The sequence below is a fragment of the Buchananella sp. 103232 genome (genome assembly GCF_058725725.1).
Window position 1 is genome coordinate 40,383 of sequence record NZ_JBZXJM010000014.1, and the last position, 18,979, is coordinate 59,361.

An 18,979-nucleotide genomic window follows, 5' to 3' on the forward strand; every position below is an offset into this window, starting at 1 on the left:
CGGTGGTGCCCACCGGGGGTCTGGAATGCGGGGTGGACCCCGCGCGAGCGGGGATGATCCCGCCGAGCAGAAGGCCCGTGACCACGAGCTGGCGTGGACCCCGCGCGAGCGGGGATGATCCCACGATCTGGACCTACCCGCAGGCCAACGTGTGGTGGACCCCGCGCGAGCGGGGATGATCCGGTCACCAGGCGCCCGCCCACGAAGCCGAGCGCGTGGACCCCGCGCGAGCGGGGATGATCCCATGCTCCAGCTCATCGGCTCGGCCTCTACCGAGTGGACCCCGCGCGAGCGGGGATGATCCCGCGCTCGGCTACCACCTGGAGGTGGACGGCATGTGGACCCCGCGCGAGCGGGGATGATCCCCCTTCCGTGGTGACCGAGTGCACCGCCACGGTGTGGACCCCGCGCGAGCGGGGATGATCCCCCGAGGGTGTGGGACAGCTCGGCAGCCTCATCGTGGACCCCGCGCGAGCGGGGATGATCCCCACGCTTTGGCCCGCATTTATGCAGGTAGTTGGTGGACCCCGCGCGAGCGGGGATGATCCCTCAGTCGCCAGCAGTTCCTGGGCATCTGCCAAGTGGACCCCGCGCGAGCGGGGATGATCCCTCGTTGATGGGCCACCGCGCGCGGTGATTGAGGTCGACCCTGCGCAAGCGGGGATGATCCCCAAACAGTCGTCTCTGCGATGTACTCGCTGGGGTCGACCCCGCGCAAGCGGGGATGATCCCGTGGTGGTAGCGACCGCGACCCGCTCCAATGCGTCGACCCCGCGCAAGCGGGGATGATCCCAAAACCGCCAGCGCCGATCAGCCGCACGTGAAGTCGACCCCGCGCAAGCGGGGATGATCCCGTGTGCAGCGTCCACCCACCCGGCAGGACGGCGTCGACCCCGCGCAAGCGGGGATGATCCCTGCGCCACGGTCTCGAAATCGCCGTCGGAGCAGTCGACCCCGCGCAAGCGGGGATGATCCCTCGATATCTGAGCCTGACGGGACTGGCTGCCCGTCGACCCCGCGCAAGCGGAGATGATCCCTCCCGCCCGGCCCCGGCGGCCGGCATGTAGCTGTCGACCCCGCGCAAGCTGGGATGATCCGTCTGACCTGTGGATGTTGTACGGGCCAGAAGATCCGGCCTTCCCAAGTGGGCAGGATCCCTACTATGAGGCCATGGACGCCGAGCTGAATGAGCTTCTACGCCGGATCGACACCTACGATCGCGGCGTAATCGAGGAAGCCTGGCCTCACCTTGATGCCACGGCCCGCGAGGGGGTCCTGTGCGATCTGTCCCATGGACAGCCAGAGTGGGCGCTGGATATTGCACTGCGTGCTCTGGCCGAGAGCAAGACCGCTCTACCTCAGGCTGTGCTACGTCCAGCGATCGGCGCCTATAACGTAGACGACGAGCTATGCCAGCGGATTTACCGCGCGTTGCGCGCCAATGCGACGCTGCCCCCGCACGACCTCGGGTGATCCGTTGTACCACCGCCAACCAACCAATGGGAGAGAGTCCGCCCCGCACAAACGTAGGTGATCCCATGCAGACCGGCGCGTTCTTGTGAGAGCAATGCTCGATGCCAACGGCGGAAGGTATGAGGAGTTCTTCGCTGGGACAGTGCGACAGTTTAGCCATGCTTGTAGTTAGCAAAGACATTTGCGGCACTTATCCCGCTTGCGGCTATCCGCACCGGTCGGGCCCGCTACTACCCTAGAACTGGCCCAACCGTGCGATGTTCACCATTCAGCGTGAGCATCTGCAAAATCGCCCACGATACGCTTACCCACGGCGTCCCTTCGGGTGCCGGCAGCGCAGCCTGTGGGTATCAGCCACCCAGCCGCCTCGATATGACTAGCCACAAATCAACTACACCTGCCCAACTCAGTAACGAGGAAGCTGGACGGGTATAGTCACTTGCATGAAGGGGGTGAAGGAAGGAATTCAATCGCCGAGGTCCTGAAGGGGGCGGAGCCCTGCTAATTGCAATCGCAACCCTGATTGCAGCACTCCGACCCTCCATCAGGAAGAAGCGGAAGCGAAAGTAATCCGCAGCGCGGCCCCTGCAGTCAGCCGGGGCGACCCCCTCGGCGTTGAGGCTAACGAGACATGGACCGACGCACAATCATTGCCGGCGGCGGCGCTCTACTGTGTGCCCTAGCTATCCCCGCCAGCACAGTCCCCACATGGGCAAACATCGCTCTGGGGCTAATTGCCGTGACGCTGGGCGCAATCGCCCTGCATTCCGCTCTATCCAGGAGGTAGACCGTGACAATCCGCTATCTGAGCCTGACTGCGCTAGCCGCCCGAGTGGGCATATCGCCCCACACGGCCCGCACCTACCAGCGGGACAACCGACTCCCCGCCCCCGATGTCATCATCGGGGAAGGGACTGGCACCCACGGGTGGCTGCCGGAGACGGTAGACGCCTGGCAGGCTGCCCGCCCCGGCCGGGGAGCGCGCACCGACTTGCGCAAGCCCGTCGACTGACCACGCGGCCCGACCGCACGGGAATGATCCTCGCCAACCGTCGGCAACTCCACGCCTGCACCGGCTCTACGTGCACCTCAGCAGCACCATCACGCCTGCTCTTGTTAGCTCGCGCTACTGCCTGCACGCGAAGGGATCAGCTCCACCGCCGGGCGCTCGGCTTGGAAGTCGTTCACATGGGCACCAGAGCGATATCCCAGCGCAAAGCCAGTGATCAGCTTGTAGTCGCTGGGGACATTGAACTCGGCGTCCACGGGCCTGCGCCAAATGGCTAGCGAACCCAAAGCGCACGAGTCCACTCCGTGTGACTTAGCAGTGAGGAATAGAGTCTGCAGCATGAGGCCCGCATCCAAAGCCGCAAAAGGCATCAGCCCCTTGTGGACAAACACAAATCCAAGTAGTGGCGCCCCAAATCCATTGAAGTTTTCCCGCGCCTGGGCATCACGCGCTTCCCTGTCTCCCCTCGCAATGCCCAGGTGTTTGTAGAGCGCAGCACCAAGCCTATTGGAGCGGGCTTTTAGAACAGGTGGATACTTCATTAAGGGGTTGTAGTCCCCGTCAGGTAGTTTTCCGCTCAGTGCCAATCTAATTGCTGCGCCCAGCTGTTTTCGCTGAACCGGCACCGTCCGGTCAAACTCTGACTCGTAGAGACGCACTAGCCGTTCCTTCTGCGCTCCCGTGGCTATGGCCAACTGGTAGGGGCGCGTATTAGACCAAGAGGGCGCCAGACGAGCCCCGTCTAGAATCTGCTCAACTACCTCTGGGCTCAACGGGTCTGGTTTGAAGGAACGCGTGGACCGCCGGGAGTCGGCAAAAGATTTGAACTCAGCAGGTTCCATACTTCAGAGCGTACTGATTTCCCCTTGACGGGGGGAGCTACGTGACCACCCGAACCACACCACGCATCCGCCCGAACCACGCCACCAACCACCCAAACCACGCGCTCGGGCAATAGACACCGCCCCCTCTCCCCGTCCTCTCCCCTACCCGTTCCCCGTCGCGCCTGCTCCTGCGCCCGCGCTTTTCACCATCCAGAGACACCGCTGCCCATTCCCCACCTGGGCAAAGAGTGGGGGCCGGGTGGCTGCTGCCACCCGGCCCCGGCTCTCGCTCACCCTCACCGTCTTGGTGGGGCTAGCTCCGTGTCACCTCTTGACCAGGTGACGCAACACGCGCTCGACTGCCGTGCTGACGGACTGGGTTCCGCCCACGATCTGGACTTCTTCCAGCACCGCCACTCGGGACTTCAGATCGTCTGATGCCGCCTTGGGCAGCTTCAGTGGCTCAGTGAGCAGCAGCGCACCGTCGCGGTGGGCGACAGCGCCACCCACGGCCAGCGCGTCGGCAGCCACGGACCCGGTCGCCAGGAAGACGATGCGGGCGTCAGCGGCGTACTTCTTCGCGGCGAGCGCGGCGGTGTCGTAACGGGTAGCTCCGCTCAACACCTCCATCGTGGAGCCGGCGATGTAACCGTGGCTGGTCAGCGCGCGGGTGGCCGCGCCACCCACGGCAACGACCGGGGCGGTCTGGTGCTGGGTGAGGAAGGTGCGGGTCACCGCAGGCATCCGGCCACCGTCGGTGAGCACCACCACGGCGTCGTGACGGCCAGCCACCGCAGAAGCGGAGGAGGCGTCCGGGAAGTTGATGCCGTCGGCCACGAACACCTTGGCGATGCGGCCGTTGGCCTTCTCCGCCACCTTGGCCAGCTCAACGGCCGTGGCGAAACGGTTGTTTCCAGCGGCGCGCGTGGTGGTGATGTTCATGGCCTGCAGGGCAGCAACCTTGGCGTCAGAGACGGACTTGGAGCCACCGGCCACGACCACCTCCTTCACGTTCCACTCGCGCAGCAGGTCCACGACGCCCTTCTCCAGGGTGCCACCGACCGTCAGCAGCAGCGGGGCCTCCAGGGCGGCCGCAGCCGGGGCGGCGGCGATCGCGTCCACGAAGTCGCGGCCGTCGGCCAGGACCACAGTGGTGGGCGCGGTGAAGTTCTCGCGGGCAACCGCGATGGCGGTGTCCACTCGAGAGGTGCCCTGGACCCGCTTGATCACGACCGGTCCGGTCGGGTCCGCCGTGGTGGACGGGGCGGGCGTGGCCGTGGCCGTGGTGGACGGCGCGGGCGTGGCGGTCGTCGTCACCGACGGGGCAGGCGTGGCCGTGGCCGTGGTGGACGGCGCGGGCGTGGCGGTCGTCGTCACCGACGGGGCAGGCGTGGCCGTCGCAGTCGTGGACGGAGCCGGCGTGGCCGAAGCCGACACCGAAGCCGACACCGAGGCCGAAGCCGAGGCCGAGGCCGACACCGAGGCCGAGGCCGACACCGAAGCCGAAGCCGAAGCGGACGGGTCCGGCTGGCACGGCTCACCGGTCACCGGCGGCAGCGTGGGAGCGTTGGCGGCGTCCACGAGGCGAGTGGCGGTGAACTCGGACAGCGAGGTGTAGCGAGCCGAACCACCGGAGGCGTTGTAGGCGCTGGTGGAGGTCAGACGCACGTAGCGGGTCTGGGTGTTGGCCGGCGCCTGGACCATCTTCACGGCCGAGGTGTTGGGCCAGTTGCCGGTGGCAATCTGGGTCCAGTCGTTGTTGTTGGTCGGGGAGACCTCAACCTTGTAGCCGTTGATGCGGCCGTTGGAGGCGTTGGAGCGCGGGGCGAAGAACAGCTTGTCCAGCTTCTCCACCTTGCCCAGGTCGAAGATGATGTTGTGCGGCTGCGGGTCCTCGCCACCGGACCACTTGCTGTGCCAGTAGGTGGCGATGTTGCCGTCCAGGGCGTTGGAGCCCCGACCGTTCTCACCGTTGACCTCTTCAGAGTCCACGGACACCACTCGCATGTCCGACTGCGGGATGGCGATCGGGTCGGCCAGGCGCACGCGGAGCACCTTCTGCATCTCCCAGCCCTCGCCCTTCAGCTTCACCTTCAACGCCACCGAGGCGGGCGCGTTCTGGGGCATGGCCGGGGCGATCACGGAGACGGAGAAGTTGCCGTCGGCGCGCACGGACTGCGGGGCCTGCACCTGCCAGCCCTCGGGGGCCTCGACGCTCAGGGTGGCGCAACCGGTGACACCGGAGATCTCGACCGGCGCGGTCACCAGGCCGCTCCAGGTGCCAGAGGCGCCGGAGACACCCATGGTGACCACCGGGGTGACCACGTACTGGTGGCCCTTGACGGCCTGGAACTCAAGGCCGTTGCTGCTGGCGGTGGTAGCAACGTCGGCGCCGGCGGCAACGTCGTACACGCGCACGGGGCCGGACAGGTCGGCAGAACGCACCTTGATAGCGCCGTCGCGGCCGGCCTTCAGACGGGCCTGCTTCACGGCACCGTTCTCCCACGACACGCCAACCTCGTGGCCGCCACGGGCAACCAGGCCGTCGAAGGAGCCGGAGGGCCATGCGGACGGCAGGGAGGGCAGCAGGTCGATCGCGCCGGCGTGGGACTGGACCAGCATCTCGGCGATACCGGCGGTGCCACCGAAGTTACCGTCGATCTGGAACGGCGGGTGGTTGTCCCACAGGTTCGGCAGGGTGGAGTTGGAGATGATGTTGGTGACCATCGTGTGGGCGTGGTCGCCGTCCAGCAGGCGGGCCCAGAAGTTGATCTTCCAGGCCATCGACCAGCCGGTGCCGCCGTCGCCGCGCTGACGCAGCGTCTCGCGGGCGGCGTTAGCGAAGTCCGGGGTCAGGGCGTCGCTGATCTCGTTGCCCGGGTAGAGGGCGTACAGGTGGGAGACGTGGCGGTGGCCCGGCTCGGCGCGGCGCTCGGCAGCGTCGATGGCCGCATCCGGCCACTCCAGGATCTGGCCCTCGTCACCGATGGCGATACCCGGGTCGATCTTGGCCAGGGCGGCGTCCAGGCTGGTGACGAACTCGTCGTTGATGCCCAGCTCGGTGGCGGCGGCCTTGGTGCTCTTGAAGAGCTCGGTGACCAGCTGCTGCGTCATCGCCACACCGGCGGTGAAGGGGCCGTGCTCCGGGGAGTAGGACGGGGAGGCCACGAGCTTGCCGTTGCGCTCCACCAGCATGTCCAGCCAGAACTCGCTGGTCTCCTTCAGGATCGGGTAGGCGCGGTCGCGCAGGAACTCGCGGTCGCCCTCGAACAGCCAGGACTGCCAGAACTCCTGGGCCAGCCAGGCGTTGGCCTCCGGGAACCAGAAGGCAGTGGCCCAGTTACCCAGGCCGGCGAAACCGAAGGGGTTGACCTCGTTGCTGAGCATCCAGCCGCGCGCCTCGAACATGGTGGAGGCGGCGTGGCGGCCCGGCGCACGGTAGGAGTCGATCCAGGTCAGGTAGGCCTCGTCCATCTCAGCCAGGTTGGTGATGTAGACCGGCCAGTAGTTCATCTGGATGTTGATGTTCGGGTGGAAGTCCGCACCCCAGGGGGCGTTGTTGGAGTTGTTCCACATGCCCTGCAGGTTCGCGGGCAGCTTGTGCGCCTCGGTGCTACCGGGGCGGGAGGCGGAGATGAGCAGGTAGCGGCCGAACTGGAAGTACAGCTCCTCCAGGGCGCGGTCCTCTGCGGTCTTGCCGCGGTAGGCGGAGCGCATGCGGTCGGTGTAGAGCGCGGCGCGATCGGCACCCTGCAGGTCCAGGCTCACGCGGCCCATCAGGTCGCTGAAGGACTTGACGTGGTCGGAGCGCAGCTTGTCCCACCCGGTGGTGGCGGCGGCGTTGACGGTCTCGCGGACGCGGGCGTCGGGGGCCTCACCACGGTAGTTCGGGTAGACGTTCTTGTAGTCAGTGCCGGCGGTCCACAGGATGGTGAGGGAGTTGGCGCCGTTGACCGCGATGTTGTTCGCGTTCAGGGTGGTGGTACCACCGTCGGCGATGACCTTGGCCTCCGCAACATACTTCATGTTGTTGGGGTCCTTGCCCGTGGTCAGCGCACCGGCCAGGCGCAAGATGTTCTCGCCCTGCACGGTGGTGACGGCGCCGCCCGCGGGCAGGTTGGAGAAGCTAGCGGTGGTGGTGATCTTGCCGGGCTGGTCGGCGCTCAGGCGGATGGCCACCACGTTGCCCTCGTTGGAGGCCAGGTATTCGCGGGTGTACTTCACGCCGTTGACGGTGAACTTGGTGGCGGCGACACCGTTGCGGATGTCGAGCGAGCGCTCGTACTCGGTGTGACCGGCCAGGCCCTGGGAGGTGAGGACCAGCTCACCGAACTGCGTGTAGGAGCCGTAGCAGACGCGCTCGTGACCCAGCTTGCGGGCCACCTGGTTGGGGGCCATCTTGCCCTGGGAGTCGATGGTCGCACGGACCTCGGCGAGGGCGTTGGGGCGGTCGGACTTGTTCCAGACGCCGTAGTTGTAGCCCCGGCAGCCGGGACCGCCGGACCACAGCGTCTTCTCGTTCATCTGGACCTTGTCGGTCTCCACGCCACCGAAGACGTTTCCACCCACGGCGCCGTTTCCGATCGGCAGGGATTCGCGCTCCCAGTTGGCGGCGGGAGCGGCGTAGCGCATCACCAGGTCCTTGGCCTCCGTGACGGAGGGGACGGTGGGCGATTCCGCCGCGTTAGCCGTTGTTCCGGCGGTTACAAGGCCCGCCGCGACGAGCGCACCGGCGGCCAGGCCAGCCACTGCTCGCCGAAATGGGACAGGGGAAAGAGGCATGTTGGCTCCTACACCATTGAAGGATTACGCGCTTAACCCTAGTTTGGCGCTCTAAATCGCGCAAGGAATAGTTGTGGGAGGGAGAACAAACGCGTTCTCCCTCCCACAACGTGGACGGGTTTGGACGACGTTGCCGCCCGCGCTCCTCCTTACTTAAGCAGTGCCTGCACTGCCGCGACGACGCTGGCGTCCACCGAGCGCGGCCCGCCGAGCACGTTGACTCGCTTGACCTTGCTGTCCTGGATGGCCTGGCCGGTCACCGCAGGCAGCTTGCCCGGCTCGGTGAGCAGCAGCGGGCCACCGTAGTTGGCCGCAGCGGCGCCGCCCGCGAGGGCGTCTGCGAATACCTCACCGGAGGCCAGGAAGCCCACCTCGGCGCCCTGGGAGTAGCTGGCCAGCTTGGCCGCCGTCTCGTAGCGGGAGGTGCCGGACACTGCGGTCATGGTGACTCCACCCACGAAGCCCTCCTCGGCGAGCGCCTTGATGGCGGCACCACCGGCGGCGACCACCTTGGCGGAGGGGAAGTGGTCGATCACGGCGAGCGATCTGGCGGGCAGCTGGGTGCCGTTGGACAGCACCAGCACGCCCTCGGAGTTGGCTGCCGCGACACCGGCCGCGAGCGCATCGGGGAAGTTGCGCCCGTCCGCCACAAAGATGTGCTTGGGCGCTGCACCCAGGCGGGCGGTCTTGTCGGCCGCCCTGGCGGCGGTGTCGTAGCGGTCGCCGCCGGCGACGCGCTCCACCTTCATGCCGGCGCTGCGCAGGGTTCGCTCGGCGCCGATGGAGACGGACGACGTTCCGCCCAGGATGGTGACCTTCTTGATCTTCGCGTCGGTGAGCGCGGTGAGCACCTTGGCCTCCAGGTCGGGGGTCACGGTGAGCACCACCGGTGCCTTGAGGGCCTTGGCCAGGGGGCCGGCCGCGACGGCGTCCGCGTACACGCGCCCGGTGGTGAGGACTACCGTGTCCGTGCCCTGCGGGCGCAGCTCGAACGCGGCCAGGGCGGTGTCCACGCGGTCAGCGCCGGCCAGTCGGCCCACTCCGGGCTCCATCACCGGCGGCTGCGGGGCCGGGGTGGTCGGCGCCGGGGTCGTCGGTGCAGGGGTGGTCGGGGCCGGCGGCGTCGGCGTCGGGGTGGGGTCCACCGGCGGCGTCGGCGTCGGGGTCGGCTCCTCCACGCTGAAGACCAGGTCCCAGCTGGCCGTGCTGCCCGGGGCCATGAAGTAGCCGGTCTTGGCCATGGCGATGACTCGCACCGCCGCTACGCCGGCGGGCACCTTGTAGATACCCGTGGGCACGGCCAGACCGTTGACGGTGAAGTAGATGCCCTCCACCTCGGGGATGGTGACCGTGTCGTTGCCGGTGCCCGGCTTGTCGTCGGTCACCAGGGTCGCCGGCGGGTTGGCCTGCTTGGGCGGCACCGTGGTGCTGAAGCTGAGCTCGTAGCGGGTGGTTGCGCCCTCGGCCAGCACGTAGCCCTGGGCGGCCTCGGCGGTGACGACCACGGAGGCGATGCCGCTGGGCACCTTCTTCACGCCGGCGCTCTGGGCCACGCCCAGCACCTTGTAGACCACACCCTCGGTGGTCGGGATGGTGTAGGTGTCGTTGCCGGTGCCGGGGGCGTCGTTCTTCTCGATCGAGGTCACTGGGGTGGCGACCTTGGGCTGCGGGGTGGTGGGAGTCGGGGTCGGCTCTGCGGCCACGTCCTGCAGGATCCGGATTTCCGCGGCGCTGGCGAAGCGGCTGCCCACCTGGGCCGTGACGGCCTCGAACTTCACGTAGCGGGCCTCCACCTTGGTGAAGTCGACCTCCTTGGTGATCGCGCCGCGCGGGAACGAGCCGGAGGCAACCGGGTCGCCCCAGGTCTGTCCGTCGTTGGAGACGTAGATGCGGTAGTTGCGCACCATCGAGTTGCTCGGGTCGTCCGCCAGGTCCTGGCGGGAGGTGTAGCGCAGGCCGTTGATCGGGTAGGAGCGCTTGAGGTCGAAGGTGAGCGAGTGCGGCAGGTTGGTGTGGCCGGTGGACCACGCCGAGTGCCAAAGGGTGTCGGTGCGGCCGTCGAGCACGTTGACCGCCCGACCGTCCTCACGGTTGGTCTCCTCGGAGGTCGCGGTGACAGTGATGTCGTCCACCGGGATGGCGCGGTCGGCCGGCGGCTCCGGCGGGAAGCCGGTCTTTAGGCCGTCGATCACGTCCACGCGGTGCTCCCACACCTCGTAGGTGGCCTTGGAAACACCGGGCGAGTAGACCCGCTCGGCCATGGCGGCCAGCGGCAGGCGGATGCCGTTTGCCACCACTTGCTCGGTCTCCAGGTCCGGCTTGTCGGCCCAGATCGCGTAGGAGGAGCCCAGCACGTGCTCCTTGTCCACGGTCTGGCGGCCGCTGAACAGGGTGGGAACCCAGTTCTCGTAGATCGCGGAGGCGGGGACGCGCTGGTTGTAGGCGCAGGTGGGGCACTTGGGCAGCACGTAGTAGAAGAAGCCGTCGTTGTAGTTGATGAGCTTGTGGCCCTTCTCGATCAGCTTGGCGGTGCTGGGCATGGTGCGGTGCCACTTGGTCCAGTAGGTCACCTGCACGTCAGAGGGCAGCGTGCCGTGGGTGCCGGTGTAGAGGGCGTCGTTCCACACGCGCACGGTCTCAAAGCCGGCGGCGTTCAAGGCGGCGTCCACGGTGCCCAGGTAGTGCATGTAGCCATCCATTACCGAGGCGCTCGCGTTGACGTTGTCACGGGCGTACTGGGCCAGCTGCGGGTACTTGGTCGTCAGCTGGTTGAGGCGGTCGGGGTCGAATACCTCGTCGCCGCCCATGTGCCACTTCTTGGAGGGGAACAGCGGGGCGAGCTCGGTGATGACGTCGGTGACGAACTTGCGGACCACGGGCTTGGAGTAGTCCAGCACCTTCTTCCCCACCTCGTCGGTCCCGATGGCCCACTCCGGGTGCGCCTTGAGCACCTGGTGCATGTGGCCGGGCACGTCCATCGCCGGCACCACGTCAACGTGGTACTCCGCCGCGACAGCGATGATCTCTGCCAGCTCAGCCTGGGAGATGAACTGGGTGGAGAGCACCTCCGGGTAGCCCTTGATCTCCAGGCGGAAGCCCTCGTTCTCAGAGAAGTGCAGCTGGATCTCGTTGAGCTTGTAGAGGCTCAGGCGCTTGATCTGCGCCTTGAACCAGTCGGGGCTGAAGTACTTGCGCGCCGCGTCCACGTGCAGGGAGCGGACCTCGTAGTCCGCCCAGTCGATCACGGTCGCGGCCTGCACGGCGCCGGCGCTCTTGAGGGACTGCAGCACGGTGCGCGTGCCGTTCCAGAGGCCGTCCGCCTCCGGGGCGGTGATCCAGACGGCCCGGTTGGCGCCGGCCTCGACCCGGTAGCGGTCAAAGCCGGGGGCGTCCACCTGCCCGACGGTCAGCACGATGTCGGTCTTCTTGACCTGGTCGATCGTGACCTTGACTACCGGCGGGGCTTCGGTGAACACGTCCAGTTCACCCAGGTCACGCGCGAACACCCGGGCCTCGGCCTCGTAGTCCACGCGGGACATCTCATCGAGGACCACCCGGGTCTCGGCGGTGGGACGCCACGGCGCCACCCCGTTGGCCATGTTCACGGTCTTTAGGGCGGGCACGACTCCCAGCAGGCCCTCACCCGTGAGGGCTGCCGGTGCCGGCGTCTCGTCCGCAACTGCCACCTGGGCACCCGCGACACTCAATAATCCTGTTGCTGCCAGCGCCAAACTAGCGGCGAGGGCAGCAAGTCTCTTCGACTTCATCTTTCCTCCACGTTCGCCTTTGAATACGAGGATTTCCGAAACGCGCTGCGTGATGTGCTTGCCTCTTTACAAGCTGTGGGGGACGCGCAGCGCACGTCCACCGTAACAAGCTGACAGGCGCCGCATTGGCACTTTGGAATAACTGACAAAAGGTGATCTTTTGGGCCAAATTCCGTCGATTGTGCGCAGTGTCGGGGTCCCGCCCGCCGGCCCGTCGAGGACACCTCACTTCGCTAGCCCTGCCCCACTAGAGTGCGCGGCGCGGAACAAACAAATAGGCTGGTCCAAACGCCTAGTCCGCAAGGAGTCACCCGTGTCTTCCCCGAACAGTCAGCAGCCCTCAGTGGGAGAGCTCGTGGGGCGCATCTCGCTCTCCATCTCCTCGCTGATCCGTGGCGAGATCGATCTGGCCAAGGCCAAGGCGGCTCTGATCGGAAAGCGCTACGGCATGGCCATCGCCATGTTCGCCGCCGCTGCGGTCCTGGCACTCTTCGCCCTACCGTTCGTCCTCTGGACGATCGTCTACGTGCTGGCCATCTGGCTGCCGATGTGGGCGAGCGTGCTCATCGTGACCGGCCTGCTGTTCCTGCTGATCGCAGTGCTTGGGTGGCGAGGCATCGCCTCCCTCCGGGCCGCGAGCAAGGTGCAGGTCTCCCCCGCTGAGGGGCTGGCCGTCTCCGTGCAGGCCGTCACCACCGGCGTGGCCCAGGGCCAGGCGAAGGCCGCGGCGCAGGAGCAGGCCGCAGCTGCGGCTCGCTCCGTGCAGGACCAGTACGGCGCCGGCGTAGCCGGGGGCACCACCAACACCGTCAAGCCCGCTAGCGAAGGAGAGGCGAAGTGAGCCGCACCCCCGAAGAGATTGAGGCCGAGCTCAACAAGGTGCGCGCCGAGCTCACCCAGGACGTCAGTGACCTGACGCAGCTGCTTTCCCCCGCCAAGCTGGGCGAGACCGTCAAGGAGACGGTCAAGTCCGCGGGCCGCTCCGCCTGGAACGACACCAAGGAGCGCTCGCGCGCTTTTGTGGAGAAGGTCAAGAGCGGGGACAGGGAGTCGATCGCGGCCGCCGCCGTGGGTCTTTCCCTGGTGGCGGGCCTGGTGCTGCTCCGCTTCACCCGCAAGCGCTAAATCCCTGTATTCGAGACGTTTTTTCTCACCTGCTCGGCAGCGAAACGGCGGCATCGGCCCAGTTCGGTGTGCGGTAAAGCTCGCGCCTTGAATGGAAGCGAGCCCCCGGGACGTTGTACCCTGTAGGCACGACACAATTTTGCAGACATTCAACGCAGCCGCACTATGTGCCGCTCGTTCTCAACGGTGGAGGGGGTCACGTCATGGGGCGCGGCCGTCAGAAGGCAAAGCAGACCAAGGTAGCGCGGAGGCTGAAGTACTACAGCCCGGAGACCGACTACCAGGCACTGGAGCGGGAGCTATCCTCCACGAGTAGCGGGGCTGGCTACGACTACGACGACGTTCCGCCGGCCATCGACGACTGGGACGACTACACCCCCACGCGCTGACCGCTCGGTAACGGGCGCCTCGCCAATACAGCAGTTTTCGCCGCCATCTTCTGGTGCGCCCTTTCGCGCGCCCGCGCGCGGGCCGGCCAGACGTGAGGGGATTGGTGTGGTATCTCGCGGGGCGGCCCGGCGGACTCAAAAGGGTGGGGCGGTGCGTCCCACGCACCCCCCCCACCCTCAGCCCGGGTCTGCGCAACCTTAGGCCGTCCGGTAGGCGCCCACCATGCGCACGCTGCCACCGGTGACGCCCTTGGCGCCCGTGGTGACGCGAGCCTCAGGCGCCCGCAGCGCCGCGCCCTCCTCGGTGTAGACCTCACCCAGCACCCACGGCTCGCTGCCCTCGCGGCGCGCCGCCGCCAGGGCAGCGTCCACGTGCTCGGGGGCCACGATCGCCACCATGCCCACGCCCAGGTTCAGGGTCACCTCCAGGTCGTCCCAGCTCACCCCGCCCAGGCGGCCCAGCACGTCGAACACCGGCGGCACCACCCAGGTGCCCCGGTCGATCACGGCCGCCAGCCCGGTGGGCAGGACGCGGGCCACGTTCGCGGCCAGACCGGCCCCGGTCACGTGCGACAACGCGTGCACGCCACCGATCGCGGCGCGGCCGGCGGCAGCGTCGTCCACCAAGGCCCCGGTGGTGCCACCCAGCGCGTCAATCAGGTCCAGGCAGGGGCGGGTGTAGAGGCGGGTGGGTTCCAGCAGCTCCTCACCCATGGTGCGGCCGAACTCCTCCACGTGCCGCTCCAGCGGGGTGCCGCTGACCTCCAGCACCTTGCGCACCAGGGAGTAGCCGTTGGAGTGCAGGCCGGAGGCCGGCAGCGCGATCAGCACGTCGCCCTCGCGCACGTGCTGCGGGCCCAGCACCGCGTCGGCCTCCACCACGCCGGTGGCGGCGCCCGCGATGTCGTAGTCGTCCGGCTCCATCACGCCCGGGTGCTCGGCGGTCTCGCCACCCAGCAGCGGCACTCCCACCTCCTCGCAGGCCTCGGCGATGCCGCGCACGATGTTCGCGATGCGCTCGGGCACCACGCGCCCGCAGGCGATGTAGTCGGTCATCAGCAGCGGGGTGGCACCCACCACCACGACGTCGTCCACCACCATCGCCACCAGGTCCTGGCCGATCGTATGGTGGATGTCCAGGGCGCGCGCCAACGCGATCTTCGTGCCCACGCCGTCGGTGGACGTGGCCAGCAGCGGGCGGGAGTAGTGGCGCAATGCGGAGGCGTCCACCATGCCGGCAAAACCACCCTGACCGCCCACCACCAGCGGACCGTGGGTGCGCCCCACCGCCGCCTTCATCAGCTCAACCGCGCGGTCACCTGCCTCCGTGTCCACTCCGGCGCTGCGGTAGCTCAACGGCTCGGTCATTTACTTGCTCCCTCGGTAGGCGCTGGGCATGCGGGTGCGGCGGGGCAGCACCACGGGTTCGTGGGTGGAGGTGCCGTCGGTGACGCCCTCCACAGGGATCGGGTATTCGCCGGTGAAGCAGGCGGTGCACAGCTGGTCCTCGCTCTGGCCACTGGCCTCCACCATCGCCTCCAGGGACAGGTAACCCAGGGAGTCCGCGCCGATCGACTCGCACACCTGCTGCACGTCCATGCCGGCGGAGATCAGCTCGGCGCGGGTGGCGAAGTCGATGCCATAGAAGCACGGCCACAGCACCGGCGGGGAGGAGATGCGCACGTGCACCTCCTTGGCGCCGGCCTCCCGCAGCATGCGCACCAGGGCGCGCTGGGTGTTACCGCGCACGATCGAGTCGTCGATCACCACCAGGCGCTTGCCCTCGATCACGTGCCGCAACGGGTTGAGCTTCAAGCGGATGCCGCGCTGGCGGATGGTCTGGGTGGGCTGGATGAAGGTGCGGCCCACGTAAGCGTTCTTCACCAGGCCCATGCCGTAGGGGATACCGGAGCCGCGCGCGTAGCCGATCGCGGCGGGCGTGCCGGAATCCGGGGTGGGGATCACCAGGTCGGCGTCCACCGGGTAGTCGCGCGCCAGCAGCTCGCCCATCGCCAGGCGGGAGGCCTGGATGGAGCGCCCGGCCACCACCGTGTCGGGGCGGGCCAGGTAGACGTACTCGAACACGCACCCCTTGGGGTTGGAGGGGGCAAAGTGCTCGCTGTGCACGCCGTCCTCGTCGATGGCAATGATCTCGCCCGGCTCCACCTCCCGCACGAACGTGGCCCCGATGATGTCCAACGCCGCAGTCTCTGAGGCCACCGCCCAGCCCCGCTCCAGCCGACCCAACACCAGCGGGCGCACGCCGTTGCGGTCGCGCGCCGCGTACAGGGTGGTCTCGTCCATGAAAACCAGCGAAAACGCGCCGTTCAACATCGGCAGCACCTCCCGCACCGCCGGCAGCAGCTGGTGGCGCAGCGCCCCTGCGGGGATGATGCGGCGCGGCGCGCACGCGGAGGTGATCTGCACGCCCTCTGCCGGCGTAGCGTCCGCTGCGGTCGAGGTGGCCGACGTTCCGCCCGCCTCGTCTCCGCTCCCGCCGGCCAGAATCTGACCAGTTGAGCCACCGGCCTGGTCGGCAGCGTCGTCCTCGCCAGCGCCCGCCTCAACGGCCTGCTGTTGAGCAAAAGAAACGCCACCAACCAGCGAGGCAAGCACTGCGGTGTCCGTGGAGGAGCCCCGCCCAAGCTCACCCGTGAGGTCCTCGCCAAAGCGTTCCTGAATTATCCGCATCAGCGTGCGCGTGTTGGTGAGGTTGCCGTTGTGGGCCAACACCAGCGTGCCGGATGCTGTGGGCCCCAGCATGGGCTGGGCGTTCTCCCACCGGTCCGGGCCTTGCGTGGCGTACCGGACGTGCCCCACCGAGAGATGACCGGGCATTGTCCCCAGCACCTTGTCGTCGAACACCTGCGAAACCAGCCCCATGTCCTTGTAGACGATGATGTTGGAGCCGTCGGAGGTAGCGATGCCGGCGGACTGGGTGCCGCGATGCTGCAACGCGAAAAGACCGTAGTAAGTCAGTTGGGCAACGTCCTCACCCGGCGACCAGACTCCGAATACTCCGCATTCGTCCTGCCCTCCCTCGGTGGGGTCGAGCTCTACGGTGAGGGTGCCATCCGGTCTCATCACAAGTAAATCGTTTCATACCCGACGCCCGGTTTCCAAACACCAGGTCAGGATCTGGGCCACGTTTTTCCACCCGACGGATTGGGGTGACGCGAGGGGGCTACACGACCTCTGCCGTCACCTTACGAGCCGGCACATCCACCCCAGTTACCCGCACCTCCACCTCGCTGGCCACAGCCAGGCCGCTGCCCGAGACGGGGATGATGACGGCGGGCTCGGCCATCATGGCCACGCCCTGCGTGGAGTCGCGGTTCACCTCCAGCAGCACCGCCCGGAAGGTGGCCCCCTCCTGGCCCGCCAACACCAGCGCCTCCAGCGCGGCCACCGCCCCGGAGTCCACCGCGCGGGCACGCCGCGAACCGGCCGCCATCTGGGCCGGCAGGGCCGGCAGCGCCTCCAGCACCCAGGTCGGCACCGGCCGCCCCTCGACCGCCGCCAGGCAGGCCTCCAGCCCGAAGCGATCCACCAGGCGACGCAGCGGCGCGGTGACGTGGGCGTAGGGGGCGGCGATCGAGCCGTGGGTGATCGCGGCAGCGTCGTCCACCGGCAGTGGCGGGCAGGGACCACCAAAGGGCAAATAGTTGGCGCCTCTAAACAGCGTCGTGGTGGCGGTGAGGAAGGCCGCGTGGGCGGGAATGTGGGACGACAGGCCACGCACGAACTGCGCGTAACTCTGCTCCTGATCCCACTCCAAGCCCAGCACGCGGGCAGTCAAGCGCAGCCGGGCGATCTCCTCCGGGCCCGCCGGTGGCAAGGTGCGTAAGATGCCCACCCCCGCCTGGCCCATAATCCGCGCGGCCTCCATGCCAGTCAGCAACGAGATCTGGGCATTCCACTCCTCCACGGGGAGCGTGGCGGCGTAGGTGAGACGGTAACCGCCCTCCACCCGCTCCACCTCCTGGGAGGGCGTGCGCAGGGAGATCCCGCCCCGCTCCAACTCCCTTGCCCGGCGCAGAGTGCCCACCTCCCGCAGTAACTGGGGCAGCTCCGGGGCAGCCTCCAGGCTCTCGCCCGTGTCCAGGGCGTGCTGCACCTGCCCGTAGGAGAGCTGGGCGCGCGAGCGCACCAAGGCGTGGCGCAGGTCCATGGCAATAACCTGGCCCGCACTGTCCAGCTCGAATCGCCAGACGTAGGCTGGCCGGTCTTTGCCCGGCAATAGGGAGGCGGCGCCCTCGCTGAGCACCGGCGGGTGCAGCGCGGTAGCGAAGTCCGGCGCGTAGACCGTCAACGCCCTGGCGCGCACCTCCCTATCCAGCGGCCCACCAGGCGCAACGAACGTGGCCAGCGAGGCGATGGCGTAGTGCACCACGAACGCAGCCTGGCCGCCCGGTTCAGTTGCGCGGTTAGCGGCGCCACGTTCTGGCCGACGTCCCTCCGACGCCCTTTCTATGTGCACCGCCTGGTCGAGGTCGCGCGAGCCCGGCGGGTCTATCGTCACAAGCGGGAGCTGGCGCAGATCCAGGGTCGGGACGCGGCCGGGCAGGCTGGCCCGGGCCCTGGCAACAGCTTGCGGGGGAAGCGGGAGCGGAGCGAATCCGGCGCAGTCTTGCGGGGGACGGCCTGCGGGGCCACCCTCCCCGGGGGTGGCAGGCACCGGCGTGGCGGGCCCGGGCGTGGCGGCCCCGGGGGTGACGGGCTCGGGCGTGGCGGGCTCGGGCGTGGCGGGCTCGGGCGTGGCGGGCCCGTTCGGCTCGCCCCAGTCCAATTTCTCCCAGGCCCGGGCCACGGCCTCCGCTTCAGCGAGTACGTCGGGCGGGAAGGCGGGCGGGACGTCGTTCTCCTGGCGCAGCGCATCCAGGGCGCGGCGGACGCGGCGGGAGGCGGCCGCGCCGGGGGCAAGGCGGTGCAGGCTCATCGCGCCTCCAATCCAGAAAGTGGGAAGAACGGGGCCAGGTCCGCCCGAGAGCCGGAGGCGTGCAGGCGGGCGGTGGCGGTGGCGTCGGCCCAGGCCAGGTGACCCGAGGTCAGGCAGAGGAAGGTCACTGGGTCCGTCTCCACCACGTTGGGGGGCGTACCGCGCGTGTGGCGCGGGCCCTCGATCAGCTGGGTGACCCCGAAGGGCGGGACGCGCAGCTCGACGCTGCCGCCCGGGGCGCGGCTGGCCAGTTCCTCCAGGGCGAATCGCACGGCCGTGGCCAGGTCCGGGCGGGACAGGCCGGGGACGCTGAGGCCCGGCGGGGGCGCGGCGGCGGCCTCGGCCTGGGGGACGCAGGTGGTCTCGGCCTGGGGGGCGGTGGTGGATTCGGCCTGGGTGGCGACGGGGGCGGGCGCCGCAGTGGCGCGGGCGCCGGCCTGGGGGCGCAGCGCCTGCAAGGCCAGTCGATAGGCGCGCTCCCCCGCGGCGGGGTCAATGCGGCGACGGGGAGGCATGGGCTGAGAATAACCTCGTTGGGCCGCGCTCTCACGCCCATCCGGCTAGAGGGGCACCGATCGGGACCAAACGACGCCGTGGGGAGGCCGCCCAGGCGGCCGGCGACCGAAGAGCCGGAACGTTGGTTCGCCCGCCCTCATTGAGATGTTGGTGCT

12 protein-coding genes and 1 CRISPR repeat array (1 of these 13 running past the window's edge) are annotated in these 18,979 nt (G+C 68.3%); of the genes, 5 read left to right on the forward strand and 7 right to left on the reverse strand.

The window, feature by feature from the left end:
* Positions 1 to 1,098: a CRISPR direct-repeat array (repeat unit 29 nt; unit sequence GTGGACCCCGCGCGAGCGGGGATGATCCC); it begins 5,093 nt to the left of the window's first position.
* Between the two features lie 72 nt (positions 1,099 to 1,170).
* Together AC4PWQ_RS02245 and AC4PWQ_RS02250 are read left to right on the forward strand one after the other, a co-directional pair.
* Positions 1,171 to 1,473: a hypothetical protein gene (locus AC4PWQ_RS02245; protein WP_492089652.1), complete on the forward strand. Its 303-nt coding sequence runs from the start codon at positions 1,171 to 1,173 to the stop codon at positions 1,471 to 1,473.
* A gap of 790 nt (positions 1,474 to 2,263) precedes the next feature.
* Entirely contained in the window at positions 2,264 to 2,485 is a 222-nt protein-coding gene (locus AC4PWQ_RS02250; protein WP_492089653.1) for a helix-turn-helix transcriptional regulator, read from the forward strand.
* A 104-nt stretch (positions 2,486 to 2,589) separates the two neighbouring features.
* Here AC4PWQ_RS02250 and AC4PWQ_RS02255 read toward each other — a convergent pair whose 3' ends face one another.
* From AC4PWQ_RS02255 to AC4PWQ_RS02265, 3 genes are all read right to left on the reverse strand, one after another.
* The gene (locus AC4PWQ_RS02255) at positions 2,590 to 3,324 is read right to left on the reverse strand and encodes a nitroreductase (RefSeq protein WP_492089654.1); all 735 of its coding nucleotides are present in this window, start codon (positions 3,322 to 3,324) and stop codon (positions 2,590 to 2,592) included.
* A 306-nt stretch (positions 3,325 to 3,630) separates the two neighbouring features.
* On the reverse strand, positions 3,631 to 8,088 hold the full coding sequence (locus tag AC4PWQ_RS02260) for a glycosyl hydrolase family 95 catalytic domain-containing protein (protein WP_492089655.1): 4,458 nt from the start codon (positions 8,086 to 8,088) through the stop codon (positions 3,631 to 3,633).
* Between the two features lie 149 nt (positions 8,089 to 8,237).
* On the reverse strand, positions 8,238 to 11,855 hold the full coding sequence (locus AC4PWQ_RS02265; protein WP_371151434.1) for a family 20 glycosylhydrolase: 3,618 nt from the start codon (positions 11,853 to 11,855) through the stop codon (positions 8,238 to 8,240).
* 313 nt (positions 11,856 to 12,168) lie between these two features.
* Here AC4PWQ_RS02265 and AC4PWQ_RS02270 point away from each other — a divergent pair, with 313 nt between their 5' ends.
* The 3 genes from AC4PWQ_RS02270 to AC4PWQ_RS02280 all read left to right on the forward strand — a co-directional run bounded on the left by AC4PWQ_RS02270 (position 12,169) and on the right by AC4PWQ_RS02280 (position 13,369).
* On the forward strand, positions 12,169 to 12,696 hold the full coding sequence (locus tag AC4PWQ_RS02270) for a phage holin family protein (protein WP_371151433.1): 528 nt from the start codon (positions 12,169 to 12,171) through the stop codon (positions 12,694 to 12,696).
* Positions 12,693 to 12,980 carry a DUF3618 domain-containing protein gene (locus AC4PWQ_RS02275; RefSeq protein ID WP_371151432.1) on the forward strand — a complete coding sequence of 96 codons (288 nt, stop codon included), beginning with the start codon at positions 12,693 to 12,695 and terminating at the stop codon, positions 12,978 to 12,980. Before AC4PWQ_RS02270 ends, AC4PWQ_RS02275 begins: the two co-directional genes overlap by 4 nt.
* 203 nt (positions 12,981 to 13,183) lie before the next feature.
* Positions 13,184 to 13,369: a DUF3073 domain-containing protein gene (locus AC4PWQ_RS02280; RefSeq protein ID WP_371151431.1), complete on the forward strand. Its 186-nt coding sequence runs from the start codon at positions 13,184 to 13,186 to the stop codon at positions 13,367 to 13,369.
* 198 nt (positions 13,370 to 13,567) lie between these two features.
* Here the strand turns inward: AC4PWQ_RS02280 and purM are convergent, their stop codons facing one another.
* The 4 genes from purM to AC4PWQ_RS02300 form a co-directional block, all read right to left on the reverse strand.
* The gene (gene purM / locus AC4PWQ_RS02285) at positions 13,568 to 14,737 is read right to left on the reverse strand and encodes a phosphoribosylformylglycinamidine cyclo-ligase (protein ID WP_492089656.1); all 1,170 of its coding nucleotides are present in this window, start codon (positions 14,735 to 14,737) and stop codon (positions 13,568 to 13,570) included.
* A complete protein-coding gene (gene purF / locus AC4PWQ_RS02290) occupies positions 14,738 to 16,453 on the reverse strand; it encodes an amidophosphoribosyltransferase (protein ID WP_492089678.1) in 1,716 nt (571 codons plus the stop codon).
* 100 nt (positions 16,454 to 16,553) lie between these two features.
* Positions 16,554 to 18,308, reverse strand: coding sequence for an RNB domain-containing ribonuclease (locus AC4PWQ_RS02295; RefSeq protein WP_492089657.1), 1,755 nt, complete (start codon positions 18,306 to 18,308; stop codon positions 16,554 to 16,556).
* Positions 18,305 to 18,823 carry a sterol carrier family protein gene (locus AC4PWQ_RS02300; protein WP_492089658.1) on the reverse strand — a complete coding sequence of 173 codons (519 nt, stop codon included), beginning with the start codon at positions 18,821 to 18,823 and terminating at the stop codon, positions 18,305 to 18,307. Before AC4PWQ_RS02300 ends, AC4PWQ_RS02295 begins: the two co-directional genes overlap by 4 nt.
* Positions 18,824 to 18,979: the final 156 nt, after the last annotated feature.

What these genes read in the sequence shown, in the direction of transcription:
- AC4PWQ_RS02245 (WP_492089652.1), top strand. Translation starts at nt 1,171, where the DNA reads ATGGACGCCGAGCTGAATGAGCTTCTACGCCGGATCGACACCTACGAT.
- AC4PWQ_RS02300 (WP_492089658.1), bottom strand. Translation starts at nt 18,823, where the DNA reads ATGCCTCCCCGTCGCCGCATTGACCCCGCCGCGGGGGAGCGCGCCTAT.
- AC4PWQ_RS02295 (WP_492089657.1), bottom strand. Translation starts at nt 18,308, where the DNA reads ATGAGCCTGCACCGCCTTGCCCCCGGCGCGGCCGCCTCCCGCCGCGTC.
- purF (WP_492089678.1), bottom strand. Translation starts at nt 16,453, where the DNA reads ATGAGACCGGATGGCACCCTCACCGTAGAGCTCGACCCCACCGAGGGA.
- AC4PWQ_RS02265 (WP_371151434.1), bottom strand. Translation starts at nt 11,855, where the DNA reads ATGAAGTCGAAGAGACTTGCTGCCCTCGCCGCTAGTTTGGCGCTGGCA.
- AC4PWQ_RS02260 (WP_492089655.1), bottom strand. Translation starts at nt 8,088, where the DNA reads ATGCCTCTTTCCCCTGTCCCATTTCGGCGAGCAGTGGCTGGCCTGGCC.
- AC4PWQ_RS02255 (WP_492089654.1), bottom strand. Translation starts at nt 3,324, where the DNA reads ATGGAACCTGCTGAGTTCAAATCTTTTGCCGACTCCCGGCGGTCCACG.
- AC4PWQ_RS02280 (WP_371151431.1), top strand. Translation starts at nt 13,184, where the DNA reads ATGGGGCGCGGCCGTCAGAAGGCAAAGCAGACCAAGGTAGCGCGGAGG.
- purM (WP_492089656.1), bottom strand. Translation starts at nt 14,737, where the DNA reads ATGACCGAGCCGTTGAGCTACCGCAGCGCCGGAGTGGACACGGAGGCA.